Origin of the sequence: Brevibacterium aurantiacum, from assembly GCF_007558825.1 — a bacterium.
Taxonomy (GTDB): Bacteria; Actinomycetota; Actinomycetes; order Actinomycetales; family Brevibacteriaceae; genus Brevibacterium; species Brevibacterium aurantiacum_A.
Map to the genome: position 1 here is coordinate 89,812 of NZ_VLTK01000013.1, position 15,600 is coordinate 105,411.

Here is a 15,600-nt window from a genome sequence, read left to right on the forward strand (position 1 = left end):
GTTCAGTCACCGCTCCACAACGAGGTCACTCAAAGGCGTCGAACAGCAGGGCAGAAACTTTCCGGCCGCGATCTCCTTGGGGCGGATGCCTCCTGCGTGGTTCATCCTGACCTCGCCGCTGACCAGGACTGACTTGCAGGTTCCACACATCCCCTCTTCGCATGAAGACGGGAAGACCATACCGGCCTCGACTGCTGCATCGAGAACGGTGGTCTCAGGATCGCATTCGACGTGCTTGCCGCTGCTCGTGAAGTCGATGCCGAATCTCCTCAGCGGAGACGAGCCGCACACGGACGGTGGACCAACAGCCTCCGCTACCCGCCCCGGGGCTGTTCCGGTCGACGCCTCGACTTCGGCGAACTGGGCCCGCTTGGCCAGGCGTTCGGCTGGAGAGGTCGCGAAGACGAAGGACTCCTCATGCACCCGGCTCCCCAGCACTCCGAGCTCGTTGAGCATCACTCGGACTGCGGCCATGTAATCGGCAGGACCGCAGACAAAGGTCTCACGATCTGCCAAGTCGGGAACCACCTCGGCGAGGGCCTCGCGGGTGATGCGACCACGGCGACCGGCCCACACCTCAGCGGCGGAGTCTCTCGAGCACATCGTCACCACGCTCACGCCGGGGACCTCGGCCAGCTGCTCGAGTTCGGGCCGGAAGATGATGTCGGCCGGGGTGGCCGCGTTGTGGATGAGCACGATGTCGGTCGGAGCACCGGCAGACCGCGCCAACAGGGACCTCGCCATCGACATGATCGGGGAGAGGCCCGAGCCGCCGGAGACGAACAGGTGCTTCGCGGCCGGGTGGAAACTGGTGCTGAACAGACCGTACGGACCGTCGACGTGGACACGGTCGCCGACCCGGAGCACGTCGTGCAGGTAGGTCGAGACCGCGCCGCCGTCGACGCGTTTGACGGTGAGGGTGAATGTGTTCGTCCCGAATGGCGCCGAGGCGATCGAATAGCAGCGCTCACATTCGAGTTCGGGGATGCGCACTGTCACGTACTGTCCGGGTTCGAAGTCGATCCGAGCCATCCAGGGCGCGAAGAGCTCGAAGCTTCTGACGTTGTGCGTGACATCGGTGATGGACACGCATTCGACCATCCCGGTCAGTTCCGCATCGGCTTCGGGTGCTGCCGCAGCATAGCCGGGGGACGTCGCATCGTAGCCGGGGGCTGCCGAGTCAAAGTCGGCGTTCAGTGTCTCCTGGTAGATCGTCATCAGCTCTGCCCTCCCTGGCCAGCCTGCTGCACGTCGGTCTGCGCCCTGTGGGCCTGCAGCCGTTCGATGTACCACGTGCAGAATTCTTCGAGGTCGCTCTCCGTGGGCGCATAGGGTCCCGGAACGTAGGCAGGTGACGAAATCCCGCGGTGGGCCTTCGCGCACAGCGCCGCATCCTGCTCGTTCGTCTTCACCCACACGGTCGTGAGGTTCTCAACGTCATAGTCGACGCCTTCGACCGCATCCTCATGGACCAGCCAGGTCGAGCGCACCCGCGTGGTGTCGGGCCCCAGGGGAATGAGGGAGAAGGTGACCGCGTGGTCGCCCATGAAGTGGAACCAAGCGTTGGGCTGAGTGTGCATGGATAGTCGCCCCAGCTCAGGGGTATCGAGTTCACCGAGGAGTTTCGCCGAGGCGGCCCCGCCGTCCATCGTGTACGACTCCCCCTTGCCGTCGAGAGCCGCCCGTTCGATTCGGAAGCCGGTGGCTCGGCCGCTGAGCTCTGCGATGAGCTGGGTGGGGAGGTTGTTGCGTTCGCTGTTGACCCGCAGTCTCTCCTCGGCGTCGAGGTAGCGCTGGTAGGCGGGCTTGAGCCGTTTGGGGATCTCATCCGGGGCGTAGCCATAGGTTGGGAAGAAGGTGCAGGTCAGCTCCGGGTGCCCGGCCTCGCAGTGATAGCACTCGCGGTTGTTCTCCATGACGAGCTTCCAGTTGGCGTGCTCGATGAGATCGACCTGGGCGGCGACCTTGGTCTTGTTCAGGGCGTGCGGTTGGATGTAGGGCGAGATCCGCTGGGCCACCTCGGCGAAGTCCTCCGGAGGATTGTGCGCCAGGCAGATGAAGACCAGGCCAGCGACGACGCGGACGTTGACCGAGCGCAGGGAGAAGCAGGTCCGGTCGAAGCCGGGAGCCTGGACACCTGCGGACATGAGGTCACCCTCGGGTGAGTAGGTCCACTGGTGGTAGCTGCAGACGATGTTGCCCACGGACCCGTTGGTCTCGGACAGGAGGCGAGCGCCTCTGTGGCGGCAGACGTTGTGGTGGGCGCGGATCTCCTCGTCGTCATCGCGGATGATGATGACCGAATAGTCGCCGATATCGATGGTGACGAAATCGCCGGGCTCGGGCACCTCGGCAGCTGCCGCTGCGAAGATCCATGTCGCGGCGAATACCGCGTCGATGTCCCTGCGATAGAACTCATCGGAGAGATAGAAGGGGGCCTCAAGACAGTAGCCGGGTCGACGCTCGTCGATGAGCCTGTCTGGATCGTCTGTTCTGGGATCGACTTCGGGTGCCAAAGTCATCGGTGTCACCGCCTCGCTGCGATTGCTATTGCCTAAGGCCAGTGTCCGCCGGAAAACCTGCGAAGAAAAGCGAATCTTTTTCCACTGGATCGTGCAACAATATTGCATGATCGATCAGCGTCTCCAGGTGCTCCGAGTGCTCTCCGAGGTCGGAACTCTCACCGAGGCCGCGCACCGCCTCGGCTATACCCCTTCCGCCGTGTCTCATCAGCTGCGATCCCTGTCCAAGGACCTCGGTCTGCCCATCCTCGAACAGCGCGGAAGAGGCCTCATCCTGACCCCTGTGGGCCAGCTCCTCCTTGAGCGGACGCAGGAGCTCTTCACCCGGTGGGAGGAGATTCGCGGCGAACTCGCCGAGGCCGATGCGGGCAGCCCCATGCAGCAGAGGCGACTGCGCCTGTGCGGCTTCTCGACGGCTGCGGCGGCGCTGCTGCCACCGACTGCGGAGAAGGTGAGCGAACTTTTCCCCGATTCTCAGGTCACCATCATCGAGGCCGAACCCGAGGAGTGCTTCGAACTCCTCGTCACCGAGCAGGCCGATATCGCCGTCGTCGTGGCCACGGACCCGCTGCCGCCGCGCAGCGACATCCGGTTCGAGCAGAATGCGCTGGTCAGCGACCGGCTCGACCTCCTCGTCCGCAGCGATCACCGCTTAGCCACACGCTCGGCGGTGTCACTGAGTGAGGCTGCTGAGGAGAGTTGGATCCTCGACCGCCCGGGTTCGCCCTACTACCGGCTGGTGCGAACAGCCTGCGCGGCAGCCGGCTTCTTCCCCGAGAACGCCCATCAGTCGCGGGAGTGGGAGACCGGGGCGGCCCTGGTCTCTGCCGGATTGGGGGTGGCGCTCATCCCCCGCCTGGCCAGACTGCCCGAGGGCTACGATGTGGCCCGCGTACCCTTGCGCGGAGATCCGGTACCTTCCCGGAAGATCCTCACAGGGGTACGCAGCGGGTCCGCGGGCCAGCCGATCATCGCCGCCGCACTCGAGATCCTCCACGAGGTCGCAGCCTCGGTGGCTCACCGCGGGGTGTGAACCTCACCGGTACATCGGCCAGCCCATGGCCGCGTGCCTGATGCGACGACGCTTCTTCGCGGTGCGGACCGCGAGGACGATTCCCGTGACGAGAGCCGCCAGTGACACCACGCCCACGATGACTGCGGTGATGACGAAACCGGAGGCGAAGTCACTGAAGGCATCGACGTTGCCGCCACCACCGAACAGGAACAGCACGCCGGGAATCATGATGATTCCGATCGCCAGCAGCACACCGAGGGCTCCCGCCACAATGAGCAGAATCCCCGGAACCACCGAGGGCAGCCGCGGCATGGGGTACTGCGGAGCGGCGTGCGGGGACATCGGCTGCTGCGGCACCGGTTGCTGCGGCATTCCGAAATTCTGCTGAGCCATCGTCACATTCGCCCTTCGCCCTCAACCGTCTGACCACCAGTCTTCGACCGTTGACCACTGTCGCTCTCCATCGTAGACGCGCCTCGATGCTGGACACGCGTGCTCATGTGATGAGCTGGTGACGCGCTCACCCGGACTTTCGCATCCTGAAGAGCATTCACACGCCGACCAGGGGTGGCATAAGGTCGATTGCAAGAAGCCAGCCCCAGGCCCGATCACGAAGGATGTGCACACCGATGGACGAAGTGAAGAACCTCGATGCCGAAGCCGTCTTCGCCGCACTCTCCCCTGCCGAGGCGGTCGCCGCCCTGCGTGCTGCATTGGCGAGCGATTTCGACCCCGCCGATGACATCCCGCGCACGATCACCGACATCTCCGCCGGGAACATGATCTTCATGCCCTCGGAGATCGGCGACTGGGTCGGGGTCAAACTCGCCGGCGTCTCCGTCGGCAATCCCGAACGCGGCCTCCCCCGAATCATGGCCCAGTACCTCATGTACGACAGCGCGACCCTCGAGCTGCGAACCGTCATCGATGGTGCAGCACTGACGACCCTGCGCACCCCGGCGGTCTCCGTCGCTGCGATCGAACCTGCCCTGACCAGGTTCACTCAGCCGGTCAAAGTCGTGGTCTTCGGCGCCGGCCCGCAGGGTGTGGGGCATGTCGACACGATCGCCGATGTCCTCGATGTCGAGCTCGCCGATGTCGCCTTCGTCGTCCGCTCCCCCGATCAGGTCACCTCCGATGTCCATGACCGCGGCAGGGTGCTCGAAGCGCAGACCGCCGAGGTGGACTCAGCACTGCGCGCCGCCGACATCATCGTCACCGCCACCACCGCGAGCGAACCCCTGTTCTCATCAGACCTGGTCAGACCCGGTGCTGTGGTCATGGCGTGCGGATCCCACGATCCCCATTCGCGTGAGCTGCCAGCTGAGCTCTTCACCTCGGCGATGGTCGTGGTCGAAGACCTCAGCACAGTGCTGCGGGAGGGCGGGGACGTCGTCCTCGCGATCTCCGATGGGGCGCTGGATGCGGATTCGCTCGTGACGATGAAGCGCTTCAGCAACGGCGAAGTCAGCGCGAAGGCGGGTCAGACGGTCATCTTCAAGGGCTCCGGCATGTCGTGGGAGGACCTGGCTGTGGCCACGGAACTGGCAGGCAAAGCATGAGTACGTCTGCCGAAGGGGCCGGAGGATCCACCAGCGCTTCAGGGTCCACCAGCGCTGCCGGACCCACTGGGCCAGCAGGGAAAACGGGCGAACTTCGCCGCAGCATCGGACTGACCGAACTCGTCTTCATCGGCCTCGTGTTCATCGGGCCGGCGGCTGCGGTCGGCGTCTTCGGCACGCTCGACGCGAACTCGGGCGGTGCCGTTGCACTCGTCTATATCGTGGCCACGATCGTCATGTCGTTCACTGCGGTCAGCTATATGCGGATGTCGCGGGAGATTCCGCGGGCAGGAACGGTCTTCGCCTACGCCTCGGCGGGGATCGGTCCGCGTGCGGGATTCACCGCCGGATGGATGATCCTCCTCGACTACCTGTTCATTCCGTCCGTGGCGTATCTGTTCACAGGCATCGCTCTGAATTCGATCTTTCCGAGCATTTCCGTGTGGCTGTTCACCGGCATCGCCGTCATTCTCACCACCGGCCTCAACCTTGCCGGCGTGAAGATCGCCTCGCGGGTGATCACGCTCGTGGTGGTCATCGAAGTGCTCGTGCTCGGGTTGGTCCTCGTTCTCGGCGTCATCTATCTGGCGGCCAACGGGCCCAGCCGAGATTGGCTGTCCCCGCTCACGGGAGTGGGCGCGTTCTCGATCACCGCGGTCCTGGCCGCGGTGTCGGTGGCTGTTCTGTCCTATCTCGGCTTCGATTCTCTGGCGACATTCGCCGAGGAGGCCAAGGGCGGGCCGAAGATCGTCGGACGCGCCACCTTGGTGTGCCTGGTTCTGGCCGGCGTCTTCTTCGTGGCGCAGACCTGGGTGGGCAGTCTGCTCTCGCCGGTGTCTCCTGCCGAGCTGCAGGCCAACCCTGAGCTGGAGGGCGCAGCGTACTACGATGCCGTCGATGCCACCCTCGGGGCCTGGGTGCACTGGCTGCTGGCCCTGGCCAAGGCCGTCGGTGCAGCGTTCTCAGCCATGATCGGACAGGCCGCCGGATCACGAATCCTCATGGACATGGGCCGCAACGGCCAGGTGCCGAAGTTCCTTGGTCAGGTGTCGCCGCGGACCGGTGTTCCGTGGAAGGGAATCCTCGTCGCGGCCGTCGGCAATGTCATCGTCGCCGGCTGGGCCACGACCCGCGCGGACGGTCTCGACCAACTCACGTCCATCGTCAACGTCGGCGCTCTGAGCGCGTTCATCTTCGTACAGGCCTCGGTGGTCGGCTACTTCCTCGTCAAACGCCAGGGTTCCGAGACTTCGAGCTGGTTCACACATGGGGCGATTCCGATCATCGGCGCCGTCCTGCTCGCCATCGTCCTCGTCAGCGCGAATCCCCTCGCCCTGATCATCGGTGCGATGTGGCTGGCCATCGGTATCGTCGTGTACCTGGTGCGCAACCACCGACGCGTCTGACTGCGCACACGGGCCCGGCTGCTGGTCGGGGTCTGACTGCCGGGACCAGCTTCGACCGGACAGGGTCACGGTCAGGCTGGGTCACAGTCAGGCTGACTCACAGTCAGGCTGGGTCACAGTCAGGCTGGGTCACAGTCAGGCTGGGTCACGGTCAGTCTTGGAGCCGGGTTGTGCCATCAATCCCACCTGAGGTGTTGAGCTGCTTGGCATAGCAGTAGTCGGCGCCAAGACCGTGCGATGAGCACCAGGACAGCGCCTCCTCCGGATCGTCGTATCCGATTCCCACGACCGTGACCCAGAAGTCGTCTTCTTTGAAGCTGGCGAAATCACCAGACCACACCAACTGCACGCGAGGGAACTCCTCCCGCAGCCCTTGGTGTTCGGCGAGGATGTCCTTTTCCTTCCAGTTCTTCCCCTCGGCCTCAAGACCCAGCTTCTTCGAACTCAGCTGCGGCACCCATTTCCCGTTGAGGTCAGCCTTGACGCTGGGTCTGTCTTTTTCGATCAGCTGCTCAAGTGCCTTCGCCGGGTCATCCGACAGGGCTGGTGATTCCGAGGGATCGGGACTCTCTGAGGGACCTTGGCTTGATGAGGCCTCGCTTCCCGGGCTCTTCGCCTCCGATGAGGCAGGTGCGGCGACCGTATCACCGTCAGAGCCCTTGCCGAACAGAGTCGCTGCGCCCCATCCGATTCCGAGAGCGACAACGACGATGAGAACCACGCCCATCGCGATAAGCCCTCTCCGACTGCGGGACTTCCCAGCCGGTGCGGCGGCATCAGGCCCTTGCGCATAGTGGGCATTGGAGTTCTGTGACGGTGCCTGTTGGTGGTGTGGGTACTGCTGGTGCTGTGGATGCTGTTGATACTGGCCATGTGGGGCCTGGGCCGAAGCGGATTCGCTCTGCGGGCGCTTCGGCCTGGGGTACGGGGACGCGGTGGGAGCCACAGGAGGCCCTTCGCCCCAACCATTGCTGACACGCTCTTCCGGCTGACCCCAGCCAGTATCGGGCTGTTGGTTCCAGCCCGTTTCCGACTGCTGATTCCACCCTGAGTTGGGCTGGCGCTGCGGAGGGTTCGCCCCGTGTCCTTGCTGACCGTCGCCGTTCCACGCAGGGTCGCGGCCGCTCCCGGGTGGAGGTGGATTCTCACTCATCAGCGGCTCTCGATCCTTCTTTGCGAAATGAGTCCTTTAGGACAACTTCCATGGTTTCACAAGCCTAATATAGGATTGCCACTACAAAATGAATATGCAGTCGCATATTGGCTTATATCCAAATACACACCCCTCGCCTGCATCGAAGCAGACCCACTCGGATGAAGGACCACTCATGAGCGACTCATCTCACGACGCCAAAGACAACGGAGCCGCAGAAGAGTCGGACAGCACTGCCGTTGACGAGCCGGACAGCACTAACTCAGAAGAGCCGAAGAGCACAGAGACTTCACCCGCCGCGAAGAGGCCCGAGCCCTCCCCTTCTGCGGCGTCTGGCTCGGAGACTCCCTCCCCTGCAGCCGGGCTTGACTCGAACAACGACGATCCGGACTCCACAGCGCGGTTCGCGCCTGGCTGGAACCAGAGCAACCAGCAGCAGTCCCACCTCTATGACTCAGAACCGCAGACGCAATCCCCATCCCCATCCCCATTTCCAGAAATGGGATCACCCCACCCGAGCCAGCACTCCCCAGCTTCTAGCCAGGACTCCCCAGCCTCTAGCCAGGGCTCGCCATATCCTGCGTACGACGCTCCCTATGGGCAGCAGCATCCCAAGCCGAACTCGTACTACTCTCACTCGGGCAGTCAGTCGAATGGGCGCCCGGGAAGCCAACCGAGTGGATACTCCGACAGCCAACCGGGTGGGCACATGGGCAACCAGCCCGGCGGCCACCTCGGCGGTCAGCCGCAAGGAGTTCCCTATCCTCAGCCTCCCCAATACCCTCAGCCTCAGATGTCTCCATCGGCGGCGAAGTACCTGTCTGCGTTGAGCCAGGGAGCCACATGGCGCAGCGCCCTGATCCCGCCTGGACTGGCCCTGCTGGCTGGAATCATCGTCTCGATCATCGTCTCGGCGCTGCTCACCTCGATGAGCGACTTCACCACTCTCGCTGAAGAGACCGGTTCCAACACCGACGGAATCAGCTACGCGCTGCCCTTCGTCCTGCTGGCAATGTCACTGTTCGGTTCGGCTGTATTCCGCTTCAACGTGCAGGCCGGAGACATGGGTCAGGCGTCGGGCAGCCTCTTCGCCTCGGGAGCACCGCTGCTCATCACCATCATCGTCATCGGTGTGCTGTGGTGGTTCACGAAGCGCAGCGAGCTCAAATCGCCGTCACCCAATCGCGGCGTCACCTGGATCCGCATCGGGATCACGACCTTGTCGATGGCTTTCGTTCTGCTTCTTCTCGAACTGATCTTTGCGGCGCGCTTCTCCATCACAGAAAGCGGCGGGGTGGTCGATCTCGAGTTCTCCGCCGTGACCGTCCGTTCGTTCTTCCTGCCGCTGCTCACCGTCCTCATCACCAGCATCTGCGCAAGGATCGCCGGGCACTTCAAGGGCAGCGAGGCCATCGGTGCTCCCTTCCTGCGGTGGCTCGTCCCGCCCATTCTCGTGACGTGGACCCACCTCATCGTCGCCACCCTTGCCCTATCGATCGTCGCAGTCTTCATCATTCCGCTGTCCTTTGACATGCCCTGGCAGACGATTCCAGCGCTCTTCATCAATGTAGGTCTGATCCTCACCATGCTTGTCCACCTCGGCGGAGTCAGCGCCTCGGCTCAGGGAGACATGATGGGCTTCGACTCCGGCGGGTTCTCGGAGTCACTGACCATCTTCAGCCGCGAGGCACCCGGGCAACTGTGGATCGGGCTGCTGGCGGTCGTGGCCGCCGTCCTTGTCGCAACCCTTGTCGCCACCGTGACTCGCCGTCCCTATTGGACAGTCGCCGGCGAGGACAAGGCGCAATGGTCCACGGCGTGGAAGATTCCGTTGGCGTTCTGCGCTATCTGGGGATTGCTCTCCGTGCTGGCCGTCCCCCTCCGCATCCATCTGGAGGGGTCAGCCGCGGCTGCGTCGATGTTCGATGGCTTCGGCACCGCCCGCGCTGGTGTCGGCCCTCTGGCCTGGTCGTTCCTCCTCTTCGCCCTCTGGGGCGTTGTCATCGAGGTTCTATCGAGGACCCTCGGCCCGCGGCTTGTCCTGACCGTTCCGGCCCTCGCGAAATTCTTCGCTGGACGGGCCGTCCACCCACACTGGGGTCAGGCGCTGGGTATGAGCGAACCACGCCATCCCCTCATCCATCCAGACGCCGTCGCTGGCCCTGGTGCCGGAGCCGGTACGACAGCTGCCGGCGCTGGTGCCGTTGCTGCCGGTACCGGGGCCGCTGCTTCGGCCTACCCAAGCGTCCCGCAGTCAGGGCCCTCAGCGCACGCGGAACCTGGCGCGTATCCGCCTCCAGGGGAACCTAGCGCGTATCCACCTGCAGGTGCCACCTATCCGATGCCCGCTCCCCCGAACGGCGCCTATGCCGGGCCCGGCTCGCCCCCGCCTCCGGGAACGGCACCTGCCCAACCCTTCAACAAGAAGAAGGCGACTCTGGTCGGCGTGATCAGCGGCTCGGCCGTACTCGCGATCGTCGCGGCACTCATCGTCGTCACGCAGGTCAACGGGAACACCTTCAGTCCTGAGGCCGCCGTAGAGAAGTATTTCTCCGAACTCTCCGATGGCGATGCTGAGGGCGCGCTGAAGATGGCCGATGTCGACGTGCCCACAGAGCAGCGGCAGCTGCTGACGAACGACGTCCTTGGCGCCGCAAAGGCCCTGCCGAAGGACGTCACCGTCGAAGGTGCCGATGTCAACGGGAACTCGGCGACAGTGACCGCGACCTACGACGTCAGAGGAAGCAAGGGCACGACAAACTTCTCTCTGCATAAGGCGGGCAAGAAGGCCTTGTTCTTCGACGACTGGAGGCTGCAGGCGCCCGAGCTCTTCTACCTCTCCGTCGAGACTCCCGGTCTGAGCAAGGTCAAGATCAACGGCATCGATATCGAGACCAGCGAATCCGGCATCGCCCTTCCCGCTTTCCCGGGAATGTACACCATCGGACTCTCTGAAGAGACCGAACTGGTATCTGCAGACGAGATCGAGGCCCGAGCATTCTTCGCCGAGGAAGGCGACATGGAAGGGTACGAGCCTGCGCTGCTCGCGGCCCAGCCCACCGATGTCTTCCGCACCGAGGTGAACAAGCAGATCAAGACTCTCATCGACAGCTGCGCCAAGAAGACCGTCGCACAGCCCGATGGCTGCCCCTTCGGCTCCTACAGCGCAGAGAGCTACGACGCGACGAACATCAAATGGTCGATCTCCTCGTATCCGACGGCCAGCGTGGGCAATCCGTCGGGCGAAGGCTACTTCGACCCCGAGGAATCCACCGGGCCCAACGGCGGCCCCGCCTGGCCGATCTCAACAGAGACGACAGGTGAGGCGTTTGTGACGGGAAAGTACGACTCGTTCTTCGATGAATCAGACACATTTGACGACACGGTGACGTTCTCGGTCGACGGCACCGCCGAAATCGTCGACGGCAAGGTCGTGATCAACGTCGAGGGTGACCCGTACGGCTTCTGATCAAGGCCGGGTCGCTCTGCTCGGGGCTGGATTGCTCTGCTCAGGGCTGAGTCGCTCCGGTCAGGGCTGGATCGTCGACAGCAGGTTCAGCCCCTCAGCCACATAGTGTTCGCGCTCCTCGCTGGGTACCATGGCCCCGCCGGTCACCCAGACCAGGTGAGTGGCATCGGCATAGCGCGGCCCCTCGCCGAGGTGGCCGATCGTTCGCCACGGAACGGTCAGTCCCGCCGTCGCCGAAGGCTCGACATCGAGTCCTTCGGTCTGGTGGAGCACACCGACGCCTGCCTTGATGACCTCGTCGGAGACCGTGGCGAATCCGGAGATCAGAGGGCTGATCACCGGTCCGATGAAACGTGAAGGTCGTGCCACGGCCAGGCCGTCGGCGGCTGTGGCCCCGCTGAGGCCGATGTCCTGGACGCAGATCTCGCTGTGCAGACCGGTACGAACGCCGAGGAACATGGCAGGTGCTTGGCTCGGCTCCACGAAGATGCAGTGCACATCGTCACCGAAGACACTCTTGAGCCCATAGGTCACTCCACCTGGTCCGCCGCCGATTCCGCACGGTAAGTACACGACGAGAGGGTGTTCAGCGTCGACTGTCACTTGTGCGGCTTCGAACTGGTCTCTGAGACGCAGAGCGGCCACCGAGTACCCGGCGAAGAGACTGCGTGAGTCTTCGTCGTCGACGAAGTGAGTACGCGGTGCCCCTTCGGCGGACGCTCTGCCTGCCGACACTGCTTCGACGAAGTCTCCGGAGTGCTCGATGACATCGACACCATGACTGCGCAAGAGCTCCTTCTTCCACCCTCGAGCGTCGGCCGACATGTGCACCGAGGCGGCGAAGCCGAGTGCCGCACTGAGAATGCCGATCGACAGTCCCAGGTTTCCGGTGGAACCGACGACGATCCGGTGAGTTCCGGCGAGCGCGCGAAACTCCTCGGCGCTGTAGGTGGCGGGATCGTTCGGGTTCAGTCCGTGGCCGGCGGCGACCACCTCGGCGTATTCGAGGACCTCGTGGAAACCTCCACGCGCTTTGATCGATCCGCTGATCGGAAGAGCATCGTCGCGTTTGAGCCACAGTCTGCCGGGCAGTTCGACACCGAGGCGCTCATTGAGATCCGCCTGCGCAGCGTCGGCAGGAACGAGAGCGGATTCGATGATCCCTTCAGCGGCAGCAGTCTCCGGGAAGGTTTCGGCGAACCACGGCGCGAACCGTTCGAAGCGCTGGGCTGCTCGTTTCATAACGATCGGGTCTACACCGGCTTGGTGTTCCACTCCAGCTTCGTAGTTCGCTGCCATATTCTGCAGAACGTCGGCACTGGGATCGAGGTCGCTGCACAACCAGAAAGTCGATTCACCAGCAGCCAGGGACCGGACTACCGGGTCGGCAGCATCGAAATCGCCCCCAGGCTGCGGCTGAGACTGAGGTTGCGGTTGATGCTGTGATTGAGAGGACATGCTGGCAGACTCCGATTCGCGTTGGTGTGGTCCGTTTCAGTGCTGGGCGGCAATATACTTTCCCGCTCTTCGACCCATCCATTGGCCATTCTCGACCACGTGCTCGCCAGAAACGAGAACTTCGTCAATTCCCAATGGTGCCAGCGTCGGCTGAGTGAACGTGGCGTTGTCGACCACAGTCGTGGGGTCGAAGAGAACAAGGTCGGCCACATGGCCAACCCGGATACGACCGCGGTTGACCAAACCGAACACATCCGCTGGCAACGCGGTCATCTTCCGTACCGCATCTGCGAGAGAGATGACGGACTGCTGGCGCACATAATGGTCAAGGACGCGTGGAAACGACCCATACCCACGAGGATGCGGTCTTCCACCAGTACCCACAGGAAGGCCATCGGTCCCGATCATCGTAAGTGGATGGCGCAGCGCCGTCTCCACGTCGGATTCATTCATCGCGTGCACAATCATCGTCGCCTTCAGATTCTCCTCGCGAAGTATGGACGCAACGGTAGAAACCGGGTCGAGCCGAAGGCTGTGCGACAGGGATTCGATGGACTGACCTTCAAACCGGTGCGACCCGGTGCTCGCGATGACGACGTTGTCCCAGCCGGCTTGCAGTCCGTAATTCTCAAACGTCGATTGAGGGTCACCGATCTGTCGGCTCGCCGCCTGCACAAGTTCGGGTGAGTTCAGTCGGTCCAGCAGAACGCGCGATCCGCCATCATGCATCCACGGGGGCAACAGCGCTGCCAACATCGTGCTGGCAGCCGTGTAAGGATAGATATCTTGAGTGACACGCACACCCTGAACTCGGTTGGAGTCGATCTCGGCAAGCACCTCGGCGAGCTTTCCGGGCTGTCGTCGATCGGCCATCTTCAGATGCGAAATGTGGCACTTGGTGCCCGCAGACTCGGCGATGGCAAGAGTCTCGCGCACACTTTCAGACAGGTATCGGCTCTCATTGCGCATGTGGCTCGCGTAGACGGCGTTCGGAGGCAGTCGTTTCGCCAAGCGGGTGATCTCCTCCGAACTGCTGAATACCCCCGGGGGATAGATCAACCCAGTGGACAGACCGGCAACACCCATCTCGAGTGCCTCGTCGACCAAGCGCTCCATCGTCGCCATCTCAGCCTTTGAGGGATCTCGGTCTTCTGCCCCCATCGCGGCGACTCGGATTGTGTTGTGCCCGATCAGCGACGCGAAATTCGTCACGAATTCGCCCTCTTCGAGGGCACCTACATAACTGGAATAATCGCTCCAAGTACATTCCTGAGGCGGAAATATTCTCTCAACCAGCGAATTGAAATCGTCCGAGTGAAGTTCGTTGATGGGTGCCATGCTGAAGCCGCAATTGCCGTTGACCTCGGTTGTCACACCCTGCAGAATCTTTGATGTGTCATCCTCTGTCCGGAGTGGAGAGTGATCCGCGTGGGCGTGAGTATCGATGAATCCTGGCGCCAGCATCCGACCATCAGCATTGACATGGTGTTCACCCAGCCGGGCGCCCAGAGTTCCGGCGCGCGCGATATGAGCGATCGTCTGGCCTTCGATGAGAACGTCTTTCGGCTCTGTCGATAGGTTCTCTCCGTCGGCGAGAAATGCGTTGGTGATGAGTGTTCGCATGTTCAGATCTCCCCGAGCTTTTTGACTTCACGATTCATTGCACGCGGCAGGACGGCCAGTCCCACCACAGAAATCACGAGCAGGCCGACCATTGTGAGGAGTCCACCCTGAGTGCTGCCGGTTGCGTCCTTGACCAACCCCATGATCGTGGGGGCAACGAACCCGCCCAGGATTCCGACCGTATTGATGAAGGCGATTCCACCTGCAGCAGCCGTTCCGCCGAAATGCTGTGCAGGCACGGCCCAAAAGACCGTGTATGCACCCCAGACTGCGGCAATCGCGACGATGAGCGCGATGAACGACACCCCGAAATTCGATGCCGTGTAGGCAGCGACCGTGAGTCCGAGGATCGCGACGATCGTGGGCACGATACTGTGCCAAGTCCGCTCGCCGAATCGATCGGAGCTACGAGTCAGAATGATCATCACAGGGATGGTAACGAGATACGGAATCGATGATAGGAGGCCGTTGGAGAAGGTGTCGGTGATGCCGTTCTCCAACAGGATCGTCGGCAGCCAGAAGCTGACCGCATAGATCCCGCACATGATTCCAAAATAGGCGACCGCCATGATGTAGACAGTCGGGTTCTTCAACGCCACCAGGAAGCTGCTCGTGTGCTGCGAGGACTGGCTCCGCGACAGTTGGTCTCGTATGATCTGACGCTCGCCGTCGTTGAGCCACTTGGCCTGTTCGGGTCGATCGACCATGAACAGCCAAAAGATCGCTCCCAGCAGAACACACGGCAGACCTTGGACGAGGAACATCCACTGCCACCCTGAAAGCCCGCCCAGGTTGTCTGTCACTGCAATGATCATGGCCGATCCAGCTGACCCAATGATCGCCCCGATTGGCCCCGCAAGCATGTAGATGCCCATCACCGAAGCCATCTTCCGAGCGGGGTACCAATACGTCAGATAGAGAATGATCCCCGGAGCGAACCCGGCCTCGAAGATGCCTAGCAGAATGCGAATGACATAGAACATCGCTTCGTTCGTCACGAAGAGCATGGATGCCGAGGTTATTCCCCACAGCACCATAATTCGGGTAATGGTCTTGCGAGCGCCGACCCTATTCATGAGCAGATTGCTTGGGATCTCGAGGCTGGCATAAGCGAGGAAGAACAGGCCTGCGCCGATTCCGAAGACAGCCTCGGTCAGTCCAGGTATTTCGGCTTGCATATGCAGCTTCGCATACCCGATATTCACCCGATCGAGATATGCGAATGTGTAGCAGATCAGCAGGAAGGGCAGAAGACGACGGTTGATCTTCTTGAATACAGCGACTTCCTTGTCGCTGGCAATCCCATTCGTGGCGGCGGTGCCTGTGTTCGACATGGATTCTCCTCTCAACACTGATGACACAGTAGTGTTGAGTCATTACGATTGATCAAAT

The 15,600-nt window shown here is 62.6% G+C and carries 11 protein-coding genes; 4 read left to right on the forward strand and 7 right to left on the reverse strand.

The window, feature by feature from the left end; all coding sequences use genetic code 11:
• Positions 1-6 precede the first annotated feature (6 nt).
• Together FO013_RS18415 and FO013_RS18420 are read right to left on the reverse strand one after the other, a co-directional pair.
• A complete protein-coding gene (locus tag FO013_RS18415; protein ID WP_143924017.1) occupies positions 7-1,218 on the reverse strand; it encodes an FAD-binding oxidoreductase in 1,212 nt (403 codons plus the stop codon).
• Positions 1,218-2,522, reverse strand: coding sequence for an aromatic ring-hydroxylating oxygenase subunit alpha (locus FO013_RS18420; protein WP_186293197.1), 1,305 nt, complete (start codon positions 2,520-2,522; stop codon positions 1,218-1,220). The genes FO013_RS18415 and FO013_RS18420 overlap by 1 nt, the downstream gene beginning before the upstream one ends.
• A 106-nt stretch (positions 2,523-2,628) precedes the next feature.
• On the opposite strand from FO013_RS18420, the gene FO013_RS18425 reads away from it, so the two are divergent.
• Complete coding sequence (locus FO013_RS18425) at positions 2,629-3,555, forward strand: LysR family transcriptional regulator (protein ID WP_143924018.1); 927 nt, start codon at positions 2,629-2,631, stop codon at positions 3,553-3,555.
• 3 nt (positions 3,556-3,558) lie between these two features.
• Here the strand turns inward: FO013_RS18425 and FO013_RS18430 are convergent, their stop codons facing one another.
• Entirely contained in the window at positions 3,559-3,909 is a 351-nt protein-coding gene (locus FO013_RS18430; RefSeq protein WP_143924019.1) for a hypothetical protein, read from the reverse strand.
• A 257-nt stretch (positions 3,910-4,166) separates the two neighbouring features.
• Between FO013_RS18430 and FO013_RS18435 the strand changes: the two genes are divergently transcribed.
• Together FO013_RS18435 and FO013_RS18440 are read left to right on the forward strand one after the other, a co-directional pair.
• Positions 4,167-5,099, forward strand: coding sequence for an ornithine cyclodeaminase family protein (locus FO013_RS18435; RefSeq protein WP_143924020.1), 933 nt, complete (start codon positions 4,167-4,169; stop codon positions 5,097-5,099).
• Positions 5,096-6,505 carry an APC family permease gene (locus FO013_RS18440; RefSeq protein WP_260848259.1) on the forward strand — a complete coding sequence of 470 codons (1,410 nt, stop codon included), beginning with the start codon at positions 5,096-5,098 and terminating at the stop codon, positions 6,503-6,505. Before FO013_RS18435 ends, FO013_RS18440 begins: the two co-directional genes overlap by 4 nt.
• A 151-nt stretch (positions 6,506-6,656) precedes the next feature.
• Here the strand turns inward: FO013_RS18440 and FO013_RS22980 are convergent, their stop codons facing one another.
• Positions 6,657-7,658 carry a hypothetical protein gene (locus tag FO013_RS22980; RefSeq protein ID WP_260848260.1) on the reverse strand — a complete coding sequence of 334 codons (1,002 nt, stop codon included), beginning with the start codon at positions 7,656-7,658 and terminating at the stop codon, positions 6,657-6,659.
• 709 nt (positions 7,659-8,367) lie between these two features.
• On the opposite strand from FO013_RS22980, the gene FO013_RS18450 reads away from it, so the two are divergent.
• Entirely contained in the window at positions 8,368-11,127 is a 2,760-nt protein-coding gene (locus FO013_RS18450) for a zinc ribbon domain-containing protein (protein WP_143924021.1), read from the forward strand.
• 60 nt (positions 11,128-11,187) lie between these two features.
• Here the strand turns inward: FO013_RS18450 and FO013_RS18455 are convergent, their stop codons facing one another.
• From FO013_RS18455 to FO013_RS18465, 3 genes are read right to left on the reverse strand one after another with little or no spacing between them, the layout of a single operon-like run.
• Positions 11,188-12,585: a D-serine ammonia-lyase gene (locus tag FO013_RS18455; RefSeq protein WP_143924022.1), complete on the reverse strand. Its 1,398-nt coding sequence runs from the start codon at positions 12,583-12,585 to the stop codon at positions 11,188-11,190.
• A 36-nt stretch (positions 12,586-12,621) separates the two neighbouring features.
• Positions 12,622-14,208: an N-acyl-D-amino-acid deacylase family protein gene (locus tag FO013_RS18460; RefSeq protein WP_143924023.1), complete on the reverse strand. Its 1,587-nt coding sequence runs from the start codon at positions 14,206-14,208 to the stop codon at positions 12,622-12,624.
• A 2-nt stretch (positions 14,209-14,210) separates the two neighbouring features.
• The gene (locus tag FO013_RS18465; RefSeq protein WP_143924024.1) at positions 14,211-15,542 is read right to left on the reverse strand and encodes an MFS transporter; all 1,332 of its coding nucleotides are present in this window, start codon (positions 15,540-15,542) and stop codon (positions 14,211-14,213) included.
• Between the last annotated feature and the right edge of the window lie 58 nt (positions 15,543-15,600).

What these genes read in the sequence shown, in the direction of transcription:
- FO013_RS18415 (WP_143924017.1), bottom strand. Translation starts at nt 1,218, where the DNA reads ATGACGATCTACCAGGAGACACTGAACGCCGACTTTGACTCGGCAGCC.
- FO013_RS18420 (WP_186293197.1), bottom strand. Translation starts at nt 2,522, where the DNA reads ATGACTTTGGCACCCGAAGTCGATCCCAGAACAGACGATCCAGACAGG.
- FO013_RS18425 (WP_143924018.1), top strand. Translation starts at nt 2,629, where the DNA reads ATGATCGATCAGCGTCTCCAGGTGCTCCGAGTGCTCTCCGAGGTCGGA.
- FO013_RS18430 (WP_143924019.1), bottom strand. Translation starts at nt 3,909, where the DNA reads ATGCCGCAGCAACCGGTGCCGCAGCAGCCGATGTCCCCGCACGCCGCT.
- FO013_RS18435 (WP_143924020.1), top strand. Translation starts at nt 4,167, where the DNA reads ATGGACGAAGTGAAGAACCTCGATGCCGAAGCCGTCTTCGCCGCACTC.
- FO013_RS18440 (WP_260848259.1), top strand. Translation starts at nt 5,096, where the DNA reads ATGAGTACGTCTGCCGAAGGGGCCGGAGGATCCACCAGCGCTTCAGGG.
- FO013_RS22980 (WP_260848260.1), bottom strand. Translation starts at nt 7,658, where the DNA reads ATGAGTGAGAATCCACCTCCACCCGGGAGCGGCCGCGACCCTGCGTGG.
- FO013_RS18450 (WP_143924021.1), top strand. Translation starts at nt 8,368, where the DNA reads ATGGGCAACCAGCCCGGCGGCCACCTCGGCGGTCAGCCGCAAGGAGTT.
- FO013_RS18455 (WP_143924022.1), bottom strand. Translation starts at nt 12,585, where the DNA reads ATGTCCTCTCAATCACAGCATCAACCGCAACCTCAGTCTCAGCCGCAG.
- FO013_RS18460 (WP_143924023.1), bottom strand. Translation starts at nt 14,208, where the DNA reads ATGCGAACACTCATCACCAACGCATTTCTCGCCGACGGAGAGAACCTA.
- FO013_RS18465 (WP_143924024.1), bottom strand. Translation starts at nt 15,542, where the DNA reads ATGTCGAACACAGGCACCGCCGCCACGAATGGGATTGCCAGCGACAAG.